Annotated in this window: 11 protein-coding genes; 5 read left to right on the forward strand and 6 right to left on the reverse strand. The window is 66.8% G+C overall.

Features of this window, described 5'->3' with window-relative positions; all coding sequences use genetic code 11:
- Positions 1-12: 12 nt before the first annotated feature.
- A complete protein-coding gene (locus tag NHH88_16040) occupies positions 13-2,937 on the reverse strand; it encodes a PA14 domain-containing protein (protein USX17218.1) in 2,925 nt (974 codons plus the stop codon).
- A 216-nt stretch (positions 2,938-3,153) separates the two neighbouring features.
- Here NHH88_16040 and NHH88_16045 point away from each other — a divergent pair, with 216 nt between their 5' ends.
- Together NHH88_16045 and NHH88_16050 are read left to right on the forward strand one after the other, a co-directional pair.
- Positions 3,154-5,148, forward strand: a complete 1,995-nt coding sequence (locus NHH88_16045; protein USX17219.1) for a glycoside hydrolase family 97 protein — start codon at positions 3,154-3,156, stop codon at positions 5,146-5,148.
- An 85-nt stretch (positions 5,149-5,233) separates the two neighbouring features.
- Positions 5,234-6,247, forward strand: coding sequence for a family 43 glycosylhydrolase (locus NHH88_16050; GenBank protein ID USX17220.1), 1,014 nt, complete (start codon positions 5,234-5,236; stop codon positions 6,245-6,247).
- A 101-nt stretch (positions 6,248-6,348) separates the two neighbouring features.
- On the opposite strand, the gene NHH88_16055 is transcribed toward NHH88_16050, so the two are convergent.
- Entirely contained in the window at positions 6,349-8,352 is a 2,004-nt protein-coding gene (locus NHH88_16055) for a hypothetical protein (GenBank protein ID USX17221.1), read from the reverse strand.
- A 298-nt stretch (positions 8,353-8,650) separates the two neighbouring features.
- Between NHH88_16055 and NHH88_16060 the strand changes: the two genes are divergently transcribed.
- From NHH88_16060 to NHH88_16070, 3 genes are all read left to right on the forward strand, one after another.
- Complete coding sequence (locus tag NHH88_16060; protein ID USX17222.1) at positions 8,651-9,586, forward strand: glycoside hydrolase family 6 protein; 936 nt, start codon at positions 8,651-8,653, stop codon at positions 9,584-9,586.
- A gap of 139 nt (positions 9,587-9,725) precedes the next feature.
- Positions 9,726-11,966, forward strand: coding sequence for a glycoside hydrolase family 3 C-terminal domain-containing protein (locus NHH88_16065; GenBank protein ID USX17223.1), 2,241 nt, complete (start codon positions 9,726-9,728; stop codon positions 11,964-11,966).
- Positions 11,967-12,140: 174 nt separating this feature from the next.
- Positions 12,141-13,880, forward strand: coding sequence for a M14 family metallopeptidase (locus NHH88_16070; GenBank protein ID USX17224.1), 1,740 nt, complete (start codon positions 12,141-12,143; stop codon positions 13,878-13,880).
- Positions 13,881-13,889: 9 nt separating this feature from the next.
- Here NHH88_16070 and NHH88_16075 read toward each other — a convergent pair whose 3' ends face one another.
- The 4 genes from NHH88_16075 to NHH88_16090 are packed head-to-tail and all read right to left on the reverse strand — an operon-like array spanning position 13,890 to position 16,919.
- On the reverse strand, positions 13,890-14,516 hold the full coding sequence (locus NHH88_16075) for a DUF3299 domain-containing protein (GenBank protein USX17225.1): 627 nt from the start codon (positions 14,514-14,516) through the stop codon (positions 13,890-13,892).
- On the reverse strand, positions 14,513-15,781 hold the full coding sequence (locus NHH88_16080) for an ABC transporter permease (protein USX17226.1): 1,269 nt from the start codon (positions 15,779-15,781) through the stop codon (positions 14,513-14,515). The genes NHH88_16075 and NHH88_16080 overlap by 4 nt, the downstream gene beginning before the upstream one ends.
- The gene (locus NHH88_16085) at positions 15,778-16,515 is read right to left on the reverse strand and encodes an ABC transporter ATP-binding protein (protein ID USX17227.1); all 738 of its coding nucleotides are present in this window, start codon (positions 16,513-16,515) and stop codon (positions 15,778-15,780) included. Before NHH88_16085 ends, NHH88_16080 begins: the two co-directional genes overlap by 4 nt.
- Complete coding sequence (locus NHH88_16090; protein USX17228.1) at positions 16,512-16,919, reverse strand: MerC family mercury resistance protein; 408 nt, start codon at positions 16,917-16,919, stop codon at positions 16,512-16,514. The genes NHH88_16085 and NHH88_16090 overlap by 4 nt, the downstream gene beginning before the upstream one ends.
- Between the last annotated feature and the right edge of the window lie 5 nt (positions 16,920-16,924).

Consider the following 16,924-nt stretch of genomic DNA (forward strand, 5'->3'; position numbering starts at 1 on the left):
GCCGGACCGCGATCAGAACTTCACCGATACCGGCTTGCCGGTATAGGTGATCGATTTGGTCGCGTCGGCCGGCTCGATCGCGGTGGCGTTCTTCGGGCTCACCAACACGATATTGAGCTTGCGCGTCCTGACCTGGCCCGGGTAGGCGCCTTTGCGGGCGCCGACCGTGAGCGATTTGGCGGCGTCGTTCCAGCTCAAGTCATAGGTCGCGTAACGCCCCTTTTCGTAATCGTAGGTTTCGTTGTCGTCCTCGTAGACGGTGAACTTGCCGTCGGCGCCCGGATAGACGCGGATTTCGTACGGCGCGTCGGGCCGCTCGGTCGCGTATTGCACCACCGGCCCCATCGGCACGATGGCGCCGGCGCGCACGTACAGCGGGAACACGTCGAGCGGCACGTCCTTGGCCACCGTCTTGCCGCCGGCAAAGCGCTCGTGCGTCCAGAAGTCGTACCAGTCGGCGCCGGCCGGCAGGTAGGTTTGCATTGTGGTGTCCGGCTTGCCGGTATCCTTGGCCGCGCTGGCCTGTTGCGACGGCGTGCGCCACACCAGCCGCAGGTTGCGCTCGTTGGTGCCCTGGAAGTATTCCAGCTTGACCGGCAAGCTTTGCCCCCGCTTCAGCGTGACTTTGGTGCCGGCGTAGCGCTTGCCGCCATTTTTCCAGTCCTCGGCGGCGACCTTGCCGTCGATGAGCAGGCGGAAGCCATCGTCGCCTTCCAGTCCCAACTCGTACTCGCCATCCTCCGGCGCCACGATGGACCCGTTCCAGCGGGCCGAGAAGTTGTCCAGGCTGGTGAGCCCGGCCGGAATGTCCGCCAGCGGTGGCCCGGGCCATTGGAAGTCGATGGTGGCGTCGACGGTCTTGCCCTTCGGCGTGTCGAAACCGGTGCCCTCGAAGTACTGGCCGGACAGTCCCGGCTTGCCGTCGGCCGTGCGCAGCGCGCTGGCCGGAATGGTGGCCGGCGGAGGTGGCTGGAAACGGTACATCTGGCGTGTGACCGGATGGACCAGGAACGACGGCCCGAACTGGAAGGCGTCGTTGATGTCGCGCACGCCCTTGTCATCCGGGAAGTCCATCGGCAGCGCGCGCATCATCGTGTAGCCCTCGTGGGTGACCTTCCAGCTCAGGCTGTAGATATACGGCAGCAGCCGGTAGCGCAGGTGGACGGCGTCGCGCAGCGACTTGTACATCTCCGGATCGGATTGCTTGAACAGATAGGGCTCGCGCTCGACGTCGGTGCCGTGGATGCGCATGAGCGGATTGAAGGCGGCGTATTGCAGCCAGCGCGCGTACAGCTCGCGGTACGAGGCGTTCTTTTCGCCGCCCGGGAATCCGCTGACGAAGAATCCGCCGGTATCCTGGGTCCAGTACGGGTTGCCGGTGATGGTGACGTTGACGCCGCCGTTGATCTGTTCCTGCAAGGTTTTCCAGCTGGCCCGGGTGTCGCCGGACCAGGACGTGGCCGCCGTCCTTTGCGCGCCGGCCCAGGCCGAGCGGGTCAAGGTCATGGCGCGCTTGTTGCTGGTGGCCCGCTGACCTTCGTACGTGCCAAGCGTGGTCATCAGGGAGTAGGGATTGAGGTAGCGGGTGAAGTCGCCCATGGCGTTGTCGCCCAGCCCCTTGATATCGCGTTCGGTTTCCCCGGCGTCGTGGACGGCCGTGCCGACTTCCACCTCGGTGCCGTCCATCCACAGCGCGTCGACGCCGACGTCGAGCAAGCCCTGCTTGACGTGCTTGAAGTAGATCTGGCGTCCCGCCGGGCTGAAGGCGTCGTAGATGCGCGCCTTCTTGGAAATCCAGTGCAGCGGTTCGAAGCGCAGGCCTTTCTGGTCGAGCTCCTTGGCCAGCGCCGTGTCGTTGCCGATCGACGGCCAGATCGACACCATCAGCTTGAGGTTGAGGTCGTGGAGGGCCTTGGTCATGCCCTTCGGATCGGGGAAGCGCTCGGGATTCCAGATCATGCCGCTCCAGGTGCCGTCCTTGTCGCTGCCCCAGTACTGCCAGTCCTGCACGATGTAGTCGAGCGGAAACTGCTCCTTGCGGAAGGTTCGCGCCACCTCCAGCAGGCGGTCCTGCGTCTGGTAGCGCTCCTTGCTCATGAACAGGCCGAAGGCCTGCTTGGCGTACATCGGCGCCGCGCCGGTAAGGTCGCGGTAGCCGGCCACCACCTTGTCCAACGTGTTGCCGCCCATGAAGTAGTAGTCGACGCCGCCCGGCGCGCTTTCCGCCCATAGCGTGGCGCCGTCGGGCGTGTCCTTGAAGCGCATCTTCGAGTAGGTGTCCCACAGGATGCCGTAGCGCTCCGACGACATCATGACCGGGATGACGATGCCCACATTCGTCTGCACCAGCAGCAAATCCTTGTTGCGGCGATTGAGTTCGCCCTGGCCGACGAAGCCCAGGCCGTAGATGCCTTCATCGGGCTTGAGCGTGAAGGTGTTTTCCGCCTCGTAGGTCGGCGCGCCGGAGATCTCGATCTTTTTCAGGGACTGCGGTCCGGCCTGGCGTTCCCTTGTATAGACCTTGCCCTTGGCGTCCTGGAAGGTGAGGGCGCCGCTCGCCTTGTCGATGACGATGTGCAGCAATTTGCTTTCCAGGGTCAGCGTGTCGGCGCCGTCGCGGGTCTTAAAGGCGATGGCTGCCGGCTTGCCGGTGACGACGATGCTCGGGTGGCGCCAGAAATTCCCGGCCAAGGTGGTGTTCACGCGGACTGTCTCCGGACCGTAGAAGATCACGTTCTTGGTCATGCCGCCCACGCGGATCTGGACGCCGTGCTCGATCGGGGAATACGAGAAAGCGGAGGAGGGCGAAGCCGCGACCGGCCTCATGTGGCCGTTGGCGTCGAGGCCGACGGGCGCTTTTTCAGCGGCGCTGGCGCCGGCGCTTGCGGCGAGAACGGCGAGCAGCGTCATCGCCGGCAGCGTTGTATGTTTGTTCATTTGTCTCCACATTTATGATTGATCCGGCTCGTGTGAATTGGCCAGCATAGGGCTGAAACTAGCAGAGTACTTCGACCGACGCCAATTCCAAATTTGACGTTTTCGATAGCAAAATTGATATCACTTGTTTTTGGGTCGGCCCCTAAAAAAGGTTTGCCTCGCCCGAATGTTTTCTATATATTCCGTACCGTTACGACGTCTATATTACGGAGTGTTATGAAACGATTTTCCTTGACGATGGCGGCCACGGCCGCGTCTGTGCTGTATCCCTTGTTGTGCCTGTCGTCCGCTTCGGCGGCATCGACCGGGCCGGTCGCGATCGCGTCGCCCAACGGCGCCTCGATCATCAAGATCGAACGCGACGGCAGCCGCTTCTCGATTTCGCGCGCGGGTGAGACTGTCATCGCCCATTCGCCGCTGGGCCTGGAGCTCGACGGCGCGCCGGAGTTCGCCGTCCTCGCGCTGGAAAAGCAGGAGAACGTCAGCATCGACCGCACCATCCCGCTGGTCGCCACCAAGGCCTCCAAAGCGCGCGACCGCTATCGCGGCGCCACTCTGGTGTTCCGGGAGCGCGCGCCGGAGGGCCGCCGTCTGTTCATCGACGTGCGCGCCTACGACGACGGTGTCGCCTTCCGTTACCGCATCGACGGCAACGAGCAGGTGCGCGTGCGCGGCGAACGCACCGCGTTCGTGCCTGCCGGCGACCCCGCATGCCTGGTGACGGTCGCCCAAGGGTCGCACGAGGAGCCGTTCGACCGCCTGAAGGTGTCGCAGTTGCGCGACGGCGTCGCCTACGACGTGCCGATGGTGTGCGCGGCGCCGTCCGGACGCACCACGTACGCCATCACCCAGGCCAATCTCAACGGCTACACCGGGGCGTCGCTGTGGCGCGAGGGCGGCGGGTTAAGGGTGAAGCTGTCGGCGCCGCCGAAACGGCCGGTGCCGGCTGTAGTATCCCCGGCGGGGCTGACGACGGCCTGGCGCGTGGTCATGCTGGGCGACCGCGCCGGCGACCTGATCGGCTCGCATCTGATCGGCAACCTGAATCCGGCGCCGCAGGGCGACTTTAGCTGGGTCAAGCCGGGCAAGGCGGCCTGGGACTGGTGGTCGGGCCCGCTTGTGGGAATGAAGCCGAGCATGGAGAACTACAAGCGTTTCATCGATTTCGCCGCCGACGCCGGCTTGCCTTATTACCTGATCGATGCCGGCTGGGCCTCGGGGCCGGGCGGCTGTTGCGACGCGCTGCCTGGGACCGACATCACCCGCGCCGCCGACGGCATCGACATGCCGGCGCTGGTGCGCTACGCGGCCGACAAGGGCGTCGGCCTGATGCTGTGGGCGCACTGGGACCACGTTTCGCCGCGCATCGACGAGGTGCTCGATACCTATGCGGCCTGGGGCATCAAAGGCGTGAAGATCGATTTCATGAACCGCGACGACCAGGATGTCGTCGATTTCTACCAGCGCGTCGCGGCCGCCACGGCCAAGCGCCACCTGCTGCTCGACATGCACGGCGCCTACGTGCCGGCCGGATTGCAGCGCACCTATCCGAACTTCATCACCCAGGAAGGCGTATTGGGCGCCGAATGGGACAAGATGACCGATAAAGTCACGCCTCGGCACAACCTCATGTTGCCATACACGCGTATGCTGGCCGGGCCGATCGACTACACGCCGGGCGGCTTCCGCAACGGCTCGCCGGCGACCTTCAAGGTGCGCGAGGTGCTGCCGATGACGCAGTCCACGCGCGGCCAGGCGCTGGCCATGTACGTGGTCTACGAGAGTCCGCTGCAGATGGTGTCCGACGCGCCGGAAGCCTACCGCGACGCCGCCGGATTCGACTTCGTCAAGCGCGTGCCGACGGCATGGGACGAGACGCGCTACCTGTCCGGCGAACCGGGACGCGACATCGTGCTGGCTCGGCGCCAGGGCGCCAGCTGGTACCTCGGCGCGATGACGGCGGACGAGGCCAACGGCGGCGGCGGCGTCCAGCGGGTGCCGCTGCGCTTCCTGGGGGCGGGCAAGTACCGCGCCACGATCTGGGAGGACGGCGCCACGCCGAACGACGTCACGCGGGTGGAGCGCGAGGTCCACGCCAGCGACGTGCTCACCTTGAAGCTGGCATCGGCCGGCGGCGCGGTGGTGGTCCTGGAGCCCGTGGCGGTCCGGGCCGCCAAGGCAAAAACCAGCGCCGGCTCACGCAACAATTAAAATTCCGTCCATTCGAAAATGCTTGCGTTGTTATCGATAACAATGCAAGCTTGGCAGTTCTAAAAAAAATCGAATGGAGATGTGAATGAAGTCCTCACTGGCCACCCTCGCGCTTGCGCTGCCGCTCGCCTTTTCAAGCACGGCGCACGCCGACGAGGCAGCGTCCAAGCCGATGTACCGCGATCCCGTGTTCGATGGCGCCGCCGATGTCTCCATCGTGTATGACCGGGCCGCCAAGCTGTGGAAGATGTTCTACACCAATCGCAGGGCGACCGTGAAGCTGCCCGATCCGCAAGACGTCGCCTGGGTGCACGGCACGGCCATCGGCATCGCCACTTCGCCGGACGGCGTGCGCTGGCGCTACCAGGGCACGGCGCAGTTCCCCCAGGAATGCACGGACGCGACGCTCTGGGCGCCGGACGTGATGTATAAAAACGGCACCTACCACATGTGGCTCACCATCGTGCCGGGCGTCTTCCACCGCTGGGGCGTGCCCGGCGCGGAAGGGCGCATCGAGCATTTGACCAGCACCGACCTGGCCAAGTGGGAGTGCGCGGGCACGGTGAAGCTGGATACCGGCCGCATGATCGATCCGACCGTGGTGAAGCTGGGGCAGGGCTACCGCATGTGGTACAAGGACGAGCGCGCGGGCAGCCGGATCCTGGCCGCCGACAGCCAGGATCTGCGCGACTGGAAGAAGGTCAGCGACGAGCCGGTCAATCCGACCAAGGGCGAGGGGCCGAAGGTGTTCCGGTTCAAGGGACACTACTGGCTGATCGCCGATGTGTGGAAGGGCTTGATGGTGTTGCGCTCCAACGATGCGCTCAAATGGACGGAGCAGTCCGGTTACATCCTTGCCGAGCCTGGGCGCGCGGCGACCGACCGTTCGATCGGGCAGCACCCGGACGTGGTCGTCGATGGCGAGCGCGCGTTTATCTATTACTTCGTCCACCAGAAGAACGAGGCCGAGGCGGCCACCGACCCGCGCTGGAGCCAGCGCACCGTCATCCAGGTCGCCGAGCTGGTCTACAAGGACGGCAAGCTCCACGTCGATCGCAACGCAGCTCCCGCGTTCCAGCTGCACGCCCCATCCCCCTAAACCGACGAGGGTCAGGTCCGACATTCGGACACGGACTCAAACGTACCGCTGGCTTTGCGGTCGAGGCCGTGTCCGAATGTCGGACCTGACCCCGGTGGGGGCTACCAGTCGCGGCGCACGCGAAGCATGGCGAATGGCTGGGTGCGGGTGAGGTTGTGTTCGACGAAATCGACGCCGCCAGCCAGCCTGTCGCCGGTGTAGTGGGTGCGGTCGTAGCTGATGGTGCGGCTGGTGAGGTTGTTCAATTCCAGCGTCACCATCACGTTCGATGCCGGCCGGTAGTTGACGAAGGCGCGCGCCCAGCCGCTGCCGCTGCTGGTGCCGCGGTCGGCGAGCTGCCAGCTGTCGTTGCTCCAGCCGTTGTCGACCGAGAAGCCCCAGGCGGTGCGCTGGCGCGGCAAGTCCTGCGAGAATTCGATGCGCCACGCCAGCGGCTGCTCGCCGGACAGGCGACGCGTCTCCTGCGTGGTCGGGTCGGTGACCGACGACGAGCGCCAGGTGGTCGACAGTTTGAGCAGGCCCTGCGGCAGTGCCCAGTCGTCGGTCGGCAGGTTCAGCATGCCCGTGACGCTGTCGGCGCTGGCGTCGCCGATATTGCCGGCGGCGTCGTAGGTGGCGTTGGCGGCGCGCATCGGCATGCGGTCGATGACGTCGCTGATGTGCGATTGCGTGTAGCTCAGCACGGCGGCGCCCCGGTCCCAGAAGCGGTATTCCAGCGCGCCTTCGCACAGCCAGGTCTTGGCCGGCACCAGTTCGGGGTAGTCGGCGCGCAGCGTCTCGTCGGCGATGCCGAAATAGGCCGCCGCGTCGCCGAAGTTCAGCTGGCTGACCTCGCGTTCCAGGCGCAGGCGCAATTGCAGCGACGGCGTCGGCGACATCGACAGCCGCAGGCGCGGCTTGGGATAGAAATGGGCCTTGGCCTCGGGCTGGTCGGCGCCCACGCTCAGGCTGGCGTGCGAGACCTTCAGGCCGGCTTCGGCGCTGAGCGAATTGTCGAGCTGCCAGACGGACGACAATTGGCCCTCGACGCGCTCTTCCTGTACCCAGGCGCTGCCGGTCGGCACGGCGGCCGCGCCGGCGTTGGCCTGGTAGGCGTTGGCGCTGTCGTTGGTGTTGACGGCCCGTTCGACGCCGCCGCGCAGCACCACGCCGTTCAGCGCCTGCCAGCTCATTTGTACGGCGAGGATCTGTTCGGTGGCGTTGGCGGTCGTGACCGCGTAAGAGGTGTGGCCGCTGGAGGAGAATGTCGACTCCGCGTCCACCGCGGAGCTGCGGTACAGCGCCTTGAGGTCCAGGCTGGTGCCGGGCGCCAGGTCGCGCGTGTAGGCCAGGCCTTGCTCGATGTTGCGTCCGGCATTGTCGTTGTTGTTCAGGGCGCCCGTCTCGGTGTCATAGCGGGCCTGCGACTGGTAGGTCCAGGCATTGACCGCGCCGTTCCAGGTCAGTTGCCCGTCGAGCAGGTCCTGCCCGTAGTTCCACTTCGCCACCCTGTTGCCGGACATGCCGGCGCCGGCCATCGTCACCTCGGCGGTCGGCACCTGGCCGGCGTACACCGTAGTCTTACGCCCCTGGCCCTGCGAGGTGTCCGGCGAGCGCGTCCAACCCAGCGAGAAGTTGATGCTCTTGTCGCCGCGTTTGAGGCTGTAGTTGCCTTCCAGCGAGGGTGTCAGGTCGCCGTCTTCGGTCAGGTAGCTCGACGCGGTGGTGCTGGCCGACACCAGGTCCATTTGCTTGATCACCAGGTTGGCGACGGTCGGATGGCCCTGCATGTCGATGCCGCCCACGCCGTCATTGATCACGTCGATGCGTTCGACCGCCGCCGCCGGAATGCGGCCCAGCACGTCGCCCAGCGGTTCGGTCTTGGACGCCGGGCGCTTGCCGTTGATCAGAACGTTGCCCGCCACGCCGCGCGACGGATTGCCGCCGTCGAAGACGAAGCCGGGCAGGCGGGTCGCCATGTCCATTGCCGTCGTGGCCTGGAATTGCTTGAAATAGTCGGGAGGATAGGACTGCGGCGGCGCGCCATCGGCTGCGGCCGCCGGCCCGCCTGCGGCGAGGGCGCAGGCCAGCACAATGGCGGGACGGGTGAATGGCAAGCTTGTCATTCGGATATTTTACCGGTATCCGGCGTTCCCACCTAGATGAAATCGTGTTCAAGCCATGCCTGTTTTGCATGGCAGATCATCCTGTGGTGCCGCCGCCGAGGCGTGCGAGCCAAAGTGGCGTCGCGGCGCGCTCTCCGGGGACGAGGCAAAATTGCCACAATTTCAGGTCGTTTATCAAATTTAGTAAACGTAACTAAACAAATTGTTGGCGAAAACGCTAAGCCGCAGGTAAGGTCCGCTGAGGTTGAAAACGGTTTCATACCGCAAATACAGCCTCTAAAACTAAAAGGAGACAAGCATGAGAATGACGATACGGCCAACCCTGGCCGCGATATTGATATCGTGTGGCGCCCTCCACGGCGCCCAGGCGCAGGTCAACCCGGCGCTGTATGTCGACCCCGACTCCAGTGCCGCAATTTGGTCCCGCAACAACCCCAGCGACGGCCGCGCCACCGACATCCGCAACCGCATCGCCAACCAGCCGGGCGCCCGTTGGTTCGGCAATTGGAGCGGCGAAATCGGCGCCGCCGTCGGCCACTACGTCGGCACCGCCGCATACAACGACCGCACCCCGGTGCTGGTGGCCTACAACATTCCGGCGCGCGACTGCGGCCAGCACAGCGCCGGTGGCGCGGGCTCGGTGCAGGCCTACCGCGACTGGATACGCGCCTTCGCCGCCGCCGTCGGCAACCGCCCGGCGATCGTGGTGCTGGAGCCGGACGCGCTGCCGCAGCTCGACTGCCTGGACGCTGCCGGCAAGACGGCGCGCCTGGACTTGTTCAAGTACGCCGTGTCGCAGTTCACCGCGCTGGCGCCGCGCGCCTATCTGTACCTCGACATCGGCAATAGCGCCTGGCTGGCGCCGGCGGAGGCGGCCACGCGGCTGGTCAACGCCGGCGTGACCGGCGCCCGTGGCTTCTCGCTCAACGTGTCGAACTACCGCACCGACGCCGAAAGCAATCCGTACGGCGTGGCCGTGGCCGACGCGCTGCGCCAGCGCGGCCTGAATAAAACCTTCGTCGTCGACACCAGCCGCAACGGCAACGGTCCGAAAGGCACGGAGTGGTGCGATCCGGCCGGGCGCAAGCTTGGCGTGGCGCCGCGCGTCAACGCCGCCGGCAGCCAGCCGGAAATGGCGCTGTGGATCAAGTCGCCGGGCGAGTCCGACGGCTGCGCGGGGCCGGCGGGTACGTTCGTGCCGGAACTGGCCTATAAGATGATCTACGGCTACTAGAATGGCCGGTCGGGCCGCGGCTGATGACTGGATTGGAATCGTTTCCGATCTCGACAGAAACCGCTTAGCCCGTACCCTGTTTGCGTGTATATTTGCGTAACTTTTTTCTCATTAATTGACAAATAGCACGGAGACACGCATGACACGGAACCTGATCGCACGCTCGGCGGCAACGGCGCTGCTCGCATTGATCGCCAACGGCGCCTGGGCGGCCGCCGGCGCGCCCATCCCGGAACGGGTCGATGCGCTGCTGCGCCAGATGACCCTGGAGGAGAAGGTCGGCCAGCTGAACCAGATATCGGACAAGGAATTCATCACCGGCCCGGAATCCGAATTGCGCCGCAATTTGGAGAGCGATCTGCGCGCCGGCAAGGTCGGCTCCATGCTCAACGTCAAGGGCGCGGCCGACACGCGCGCGGTGCAGGCCATCGCCATGCAATCGCGCCTGAAGATCCCGCTGCTGTTCGGGCTCGACGTCATCCACGGTTACGAGACCATCTTCCCGGTGCCGCTCGGCGAGGCGGCGTCGTGGGACCTGGAGGCCATCGAGCAGGCCGCGCGCATCGCCGCGCGCGAGGCCTCGGCCTCCGGCATCCACTGGACGTTCGCGCCGATGGTCGACATCGGCCGCGATCCGCGCTGGGGCCGGGTGATGGAGGGCGCCGGCGAGGACGCCTTCCTCGGCAGCCGCATCGCCGAGGCGCGCGTGCGCGGCTTCCAGGGCGCCAAGCTGGGCGGCACCAGCTCGGTGATGGCCACCGCCAAGCACTTCGCCGCCTACGGCGCCGCCATCGCCGGGCGCGATTACAACGCCGTCGACATGAGCGACCAGCTGTTGTACGAGACCTACCTGCCGCCGTTCAAGGCGGCGGTCGACGCGGGCGCGGCGACGTTCATGAATTCGTTCAATACGCTCAACGGCGTGCCGGCCACCGGCAGCGCCTTCCTGCAGCGCGACATCCTCAAGGGCGCCTGGGGCTTCAAGGGCTTTGTCGTCAGCGACTGGAACTCGATCGGCGAAATGGTCCCGCATGGCTACGCCGGCGACCTGTCCGACGCGGCGGCCAAGGCCCTCACCGCCGGCAGCGACATGGACATGGAGAGCAACGCCTATTCCGGCTCGCTGGCGCAGCTGGTCGGCGCCGGCAAGGTCGACGTCAAGTTGGTGGACGACGCCGTGCGGCGCGTGCTGACCAAGAAATTCGAGCTGGGCCTGTTCGACGATCCTTACCGCTTCTCCGACGTGCAGCGTGAAAAACAGGCCGTCAACGACCCCGCGCACCGCGCCGCCGCGCGCGCGACCGCCGCCAAGTCCATCGTCCTGCTAAAGAATGACAACGGCGCGCTGCCGATCAAACGGGGCGTCAAATCGATCGCCGTCATCGGCCCGCTGGCCGACGCCCGCCGCGACCTGGAGGGCGGCTGGATCGTCAAGTCCAACGCCGAGCGCGTGGTCAACCTGGTCGACGCCATCCGCGCGCAGGCCGGATCGGGCACGCGCGTGAGCTTCGCCGCCGGCTGCGACATCGCCTGCGCCACCGATGGCGGCTTCGCGGCCGCCGTGGCGGCGGCGCGCGACGCCGATGTAGTGGTCCTCGCTGTCGGCGAGTCGTGGGAAATGAGCGGCGAAGCCAAGTCGCGCGCCGATATCGGCCTGCCCGGGCGCCAGGGGCAATTGTTCGCGGCGCTCAAGGCGGCCGGCAAGACGCCGGTGGTGGTGATCCTGGCCGGCCGTCCACTGGTGTTCGAGAACGTCGCGGAAGAGGCCAAGGCCATCCTGTACGCGTGGCTGCCGGGCAGCGAGGGCGGCAACGCCATCGCCGACGTGCTGTTCGGCGCCGTCAACCCGTCGGCCAAGCTGCCGATGACCTTCCCGCGCCACCAGGGGCAGATCCCGATCACCTACCAGCAATACCAGACCGGCCGCCCGGTGACCGATCCGCGCGACGTGCTCTATAAATCCGGCTACATCGACATGCCTAACACGCCGCGCTACGCCTTCGGCCATGGCCTGAGCTACACCACGTTCGCCTACCGCGACATGAAGCTGAGCCAGAACGCGATGAAGGCCGACGGCAAGATCACACTGTCGTTCACCCTGGCGAACACCGGCGCGGTGGCCGGCACGGAGATCGTGCAGCTTTATCTGCGCGACCCGGTCGCGTCCACCGTGCGCCCGCTGCAAGAGCTCAAGGGCTTCCAGAAGGTGGCGCTGGCGCCGGGGCAGCAGCAAAAGGTCAGCTTCACGCTGAATCGCGACAGCCTGGCGTTCTTCAACCGCAAGCTGCAATGGGTGGCCGAACCGGGCCGTTTCCAGCTGATGGTGGGCGCGGGTTCGGCCGACATCCGGCTGCGAACCGAGATCGAGTTGACCGAATGACATGAGCTGTCGTGGTCCCGGATACCGCATCGATGGTGTCCGGGAGGTGTCTGTCGAATGTGCGTGTTTTCGATAATGCGTTATCATTAAGGCTTCCGCCCGCACCTTTGAGAGTTTAATTTGCCGAAGTCCGCTCCGCTTTCCACCCCGCTTTACACAGTATTATTCCTGCTTTTGTCCGCCATCGCACCCGCGTCGTCCGTGCAGGCCAATGCGCTGCTGCCACCGGAGTCCGCCTGGAAAGGGACCAGCGAGAAGCTGGTCGTTCCCGCCGCCGACCGTTGGGTGACCCCCGCCGAAAAGTCGGGCTTCAGCGACTCGCCAAGCTACGCCGAGACGATGACGTTTCTGCGCGCGATGGAGAAGGCGTCCGATCGCCTCTCCATCCAGTCGTTCGGCAAAAGCTACCAGGGCCGGGATCTGTACTACGTCCTGGCGAAAAAACCGGGCGCTGGCGCCAAACCGGTGGTGCTGGTGCAGGCCGGTATCCACGCCGGCGAGATCGATGGCAAGGACGCCGGCCTGATGCTGCTGCGCGACATCGCCTTCCGTGGCCGCGACGACCTGCTCGATCTGGTCGACCTGGTCTTCATTCCGATCCTGAACGTGGACGCGCACGAGAACACGAGCACCTTCGGCCGTCCCAACGAACGCGGACCCGGCATCAAGGGGGCGCGCGCCAACGCCCAGGGACTGGACCTCAACCGCGACTACGCGCGGCTGCAATCGCCGGAGATCGCCGCCGTCGTCAAGCTGTTGCAACGCTTCGACCCCGCGCTCTATATCGACGTCCACGTCAGCGATGGCACCGATTACCAGTACGACACCACCTATACCTTCGCCGGCTGGGGCACCTACGCCCGGTCGCGGGCCACGGCGGACTGGCTGATGACCAGGTACACCACCGACGTCGACGCGGCGCTAAACGCCCAGGGCCATGTGCCGGGCGTGTATCCGAGTTGGGTGGAGGAGGACACGCCGTCCAAGGGCTTGCGCGTCAGCGCGGAAGGGCCGCGCTACTCGACGGGCTACGGCGATTTCGCCGGCATCCCGACCGTGCTGGTGGAAAACCACACGATGAAGCCCTACAAGCGCAGGGTGCTGGGGACCTACGTTCTGCTGGAGCAGTCGCTGAAGACGGTCGCCCTTGAGCGCGACCGCATCGCCCAGGCCAAATCGGTCGACAGGGCGGCGCGCGGTCCGCGCTTGATGGTGCGCTGGGAGCGCGAGGCCGCGCCGATGGCGACGCGCGACTTCAAAGGCTACAAGTACGATTCCTACGTCTCGAAGGCGTCGGGCGCCAGGGAGCTGCGCTGGACCGGCGAACGGGCCGACATCGCGATGCCTGTATTCGGCGTGCGCTCGACCAAGGAGGTTGTCCTGCCCCGCGCCTGGTGGTTGATGCCGGAGCAAAAAGAGATGATCGCGTCGCTGGGTGCCCACGGGATCGCGATGGAGCGCCTTGGCGCGGCCCGCGCGCTGCCGCTGGAAGTGGTGCAATTGAGCTCGGGTAAAGACCGGGCCGACCCGCTTCGACAGACCAGGCAAATGACGCTGCCGGCTGGAGCGGTGCGGGTGTCGTCCGATCAGCCTTTGCGATTGATCGCGGCCGCCTTGCTCGAGCCGGAAAGCGACGACTCGTTCCTGGCGGCCGGGTATCTCGACAACGCGTTGCCGCCGGAGTCCAAGCTGCCGAGACACCTGCTGGCGCCGCTGGCGGACAAGATGATGGAGGCGAATCCGGCGTTGCGGGCGCGCTTCATGGAAGCCCTCGCCGCCGACAAGGCGCTCGAGTCGGACCCGCAGGCCCGCTTGCGGTGGTGGCTGATGCGGTCCGACTACGCTGAACGTTCCAGGTTCACCTATCCGGTGTTCATGGAGCGCGCCACAGTCCCGCCCAAATCCGCGAACTGATCGCGACCGCTATTTCACTTCATAAGGCGTAACGAGTTGCGCCTGCATGTCGTAGCCGACGGCGTCCAGCAGGCCGGCGGCGCTGTCGGGCGTGCGGTTGCGCGCGGCGCGCAAGGTGCCGCTGACGAAGACCGCGTCCATCATCTTGACGCCGTCGATCGGTTTGTCCGAGAACACGTGGATGACCTGGTTCGCCGGCGGGGGCGGCGCGTGGATACAGGCGCCGAAGTAGGGCACCAGCAGGAATTCGCGGAAAGACCGGCCCTCGCCGTCGAGCGGGATGACGTAGCCTCCGATGCGCACCCGCGCTCCATCCATCGAGGGTTCGACCGGCGCGCTGGCCCACGCCTCGCGCAGCCTGGCCAGCGCCGCCATCGCGCGCGGATCGTTGTCCTGCAGGCGCGCCATGTCGTCGTTGAAGGTCTTGGCCGGCTCCCAGTCGGCCGGCACCAGCGCGAACCACTCGACCTCCTCGAACGGCGCCGTCGCCGGCTTCATGTCGATCGGGTGGGGTGGCGGTGACGCCTTGGCCGCAAACGGTGCAGCTGGTTTGCCTTCCCCCTTGCAGCCGGTCAGCACCGCGCCGGTGAGCGCTGCCATCGCCACGGCCAGCGCCAGATTCTTGTACTTGCTCATACCTTCGGCGCCAATCCGTCGATCAGCGAGAGTCGATACGCGCGCACACCCGGCACGACGCTGGCGATCAGACCCGCGCCGACGACGGCGGCGAGCAGCCATACTTCGCCCAGGCCGGGGGCGAAAGCGTCGATCGCCAGGCCCCATTTCGCCAACGCCAGCGGCGCGAGCGCGAACGACGCCACCTCCACCAGCGCGAAACCGCCGGCGGCGCCGGCGATGGTCAGGCCGAGGCCTTCGCACACCAGCAGCAAGAAGATTTGCCAGGGACGGGCGCCGACCGCGCGCAGTATCGCCAGCTCGCGCCGCCGCTCGCCGAGTCCGGCCAACACCGCCGCCGCGAGGCCGGCCAGCGCCACCACCAGCACCAGGAACGACACCGCGCGCAAAACGCGTTCCGCCGCGCCGGTGATATCCCACAGCTGTTGCAGCGCCACGCCGGGAATGACCGCCGACAGTGGTTCCTGGTCGTCGGCGCCGAAAATTCGCTGCATGCGCAGGACGGCCGCGCGCTGCTTCAGCCCGACCAGCACCGCCGTCACCTGCTTGGGATGCAGGTCGAACTTGCGTACTTCGGCGCGGCCGATCGATACGCCCGGCACGTGCGCGCCGCCGTGCCAGTCCAGATGGATCGCCTCCATCGCCTGCAAACCGATGTGCAGCGTGCGGTCGACCGGCGTGCCGGTGGCCGCCAGTATGCCGACGACGGTGAAGGGCTTGTCTTCGTGGCTGCTATCGGCTGCGTGGCCGGCATGGCCGGCGCCGTGGCTGAGGGTCAGCTCGTCGCCCAAACGGTAGCCGAGGCGGCGCGCGACCTCGGCGCCGATCACCACGTCGAACAGGCCGTTGAAGCGTGTCCCGCTCGAGAACGTCAGCGCTTGCGCGCGGCCGTGGCGATAGTGGTCGAAGTAGGCCGTGGTGGTCGCCACCACGGGGAAGCCGCGATGCGAGTCGCCCAGCGTCAGCGGGATGGTCCAGGCCACCGCCGGGTGCGCGCCGATGCGCTCCACGCTGCCCCAGGTCATGCCGGCGTCGGTCTCGCCGATGTGGAACACCGAGTACAGCAGCAACTGCACCGGGTGGCTGCGGGGGCCGATGATCAGGTCGGTGCCCGACAGCGCGGCCGTGAAACCGTCGCGCGCGCCGTGGCGCAGGCGCTCGACGGCGAGCAGCAGGGCCACGGACAGGATGATGGAGCCCAATGTGAGCAGCAGCGCGTAGCGGCGGCTGCGCGCGCTTTGCCAGGCCAGCGATAACATCGTCATTCCGTTTCCAGTCGGGCGGCGCGGTTCAGTTCCGCCAGCGCCACGCTGCGGTCGAAGTGCTCGGCCAGGCGCAGGTCGTGGCTCACCAGCACCAACGCCGATGGCGCGGCGCATTCGGCCAGCAGCAGGTCGAGGAAGTGCCGCTGGTTGCGCGCGTCGAGGGCGGAGGTCGGTTCGTCGGCGACGATCAGGTCGGGCGTGCCGATCAGGGCGCGCGCGGCGGCCACGCGCTGCTGCTGGCCGACGCTCAGTTCGGCGACAGGGCGCTGGCGCAGCGCCGGATCGATGCCGAGCCGGCCGAGCAGGCGGTCCGCCTCCGCCCGGGGACTCGCGCCGCCTTGCGAAGCGTGCCGGCGCCGCCGCGCCGAAAAGCGGCAAGGCAGCAGCACGTTGTCGAGGATCGACAGGTAGGGCAGCAGGTTGAACTGTTGGAAGATGATGCCGATGTGGTCGGCGCGAAAGCGGTCGCGCGCGCCCGCCGGCAGCGCCGCCACGTCCACGCCGCCGATCCGCGCGGTGCCGGCGGTGGGCGCGATCACGCCGGCCAGGATGCCTAGCAAGGTGCTCTTGCCGCCCCCGCTGGGGCCATGCAGGAACAGGCGCTCCCCAGGCGCGATTGTGAAACCGGGGATGTCGAGGCAGTCGTCCGGCGCGCCGGGCCAGCCGAACCGCAGGCCGTCGAGCGCCACGGCCGGCGGCGCCGCCACGGACGATACCTCGCGCTCCAGCGTCATCGTCGCGCTCCATGCGCGCGTTTGTCGGCCGCCACCCGGCGGCAACAAGATCCGTTGCGCAGGTGGGCGGCGCACAGCAGGATGGCGCCGGCGACGCTAAGCGCGGTCTCGGCCGATTCGCCATAGCGTGGCCCGACCAGGAACACCGCCGCCGCCAAGCCGGCAAGGCCCGCTCCGCCCAACAGCAGTATCGGCATGCGGCGGTGCGCGAGGTAGCCGGGGCCCAGCGACAACAGCGCCGCCGCCAATGCCACGCCGATCAGCGCCTTGTGCGTGTGCTCGCCGGCGGCCCAGCCCAGCGCCGGCAACGCGAGCAATAGCAGCGGCATGGCAAGGCAATGGAGCAAGCACAGAGTGGAGGCGGCGATGCCGGTGGCGTTGGCGATGCCGGCCAGCTTGTTCATCCGTT

It is taken from the genome of Oxalobacteraceae bacterium OTU3CAMAD1, assembly GCA_024123915.1.
Classification (GTDB): domain Bacteria; phylum Pseudomonadota; class Gammaproteobacteria; order Burkholderiales; family Burkholderiaceae_D; genus Rugamonas.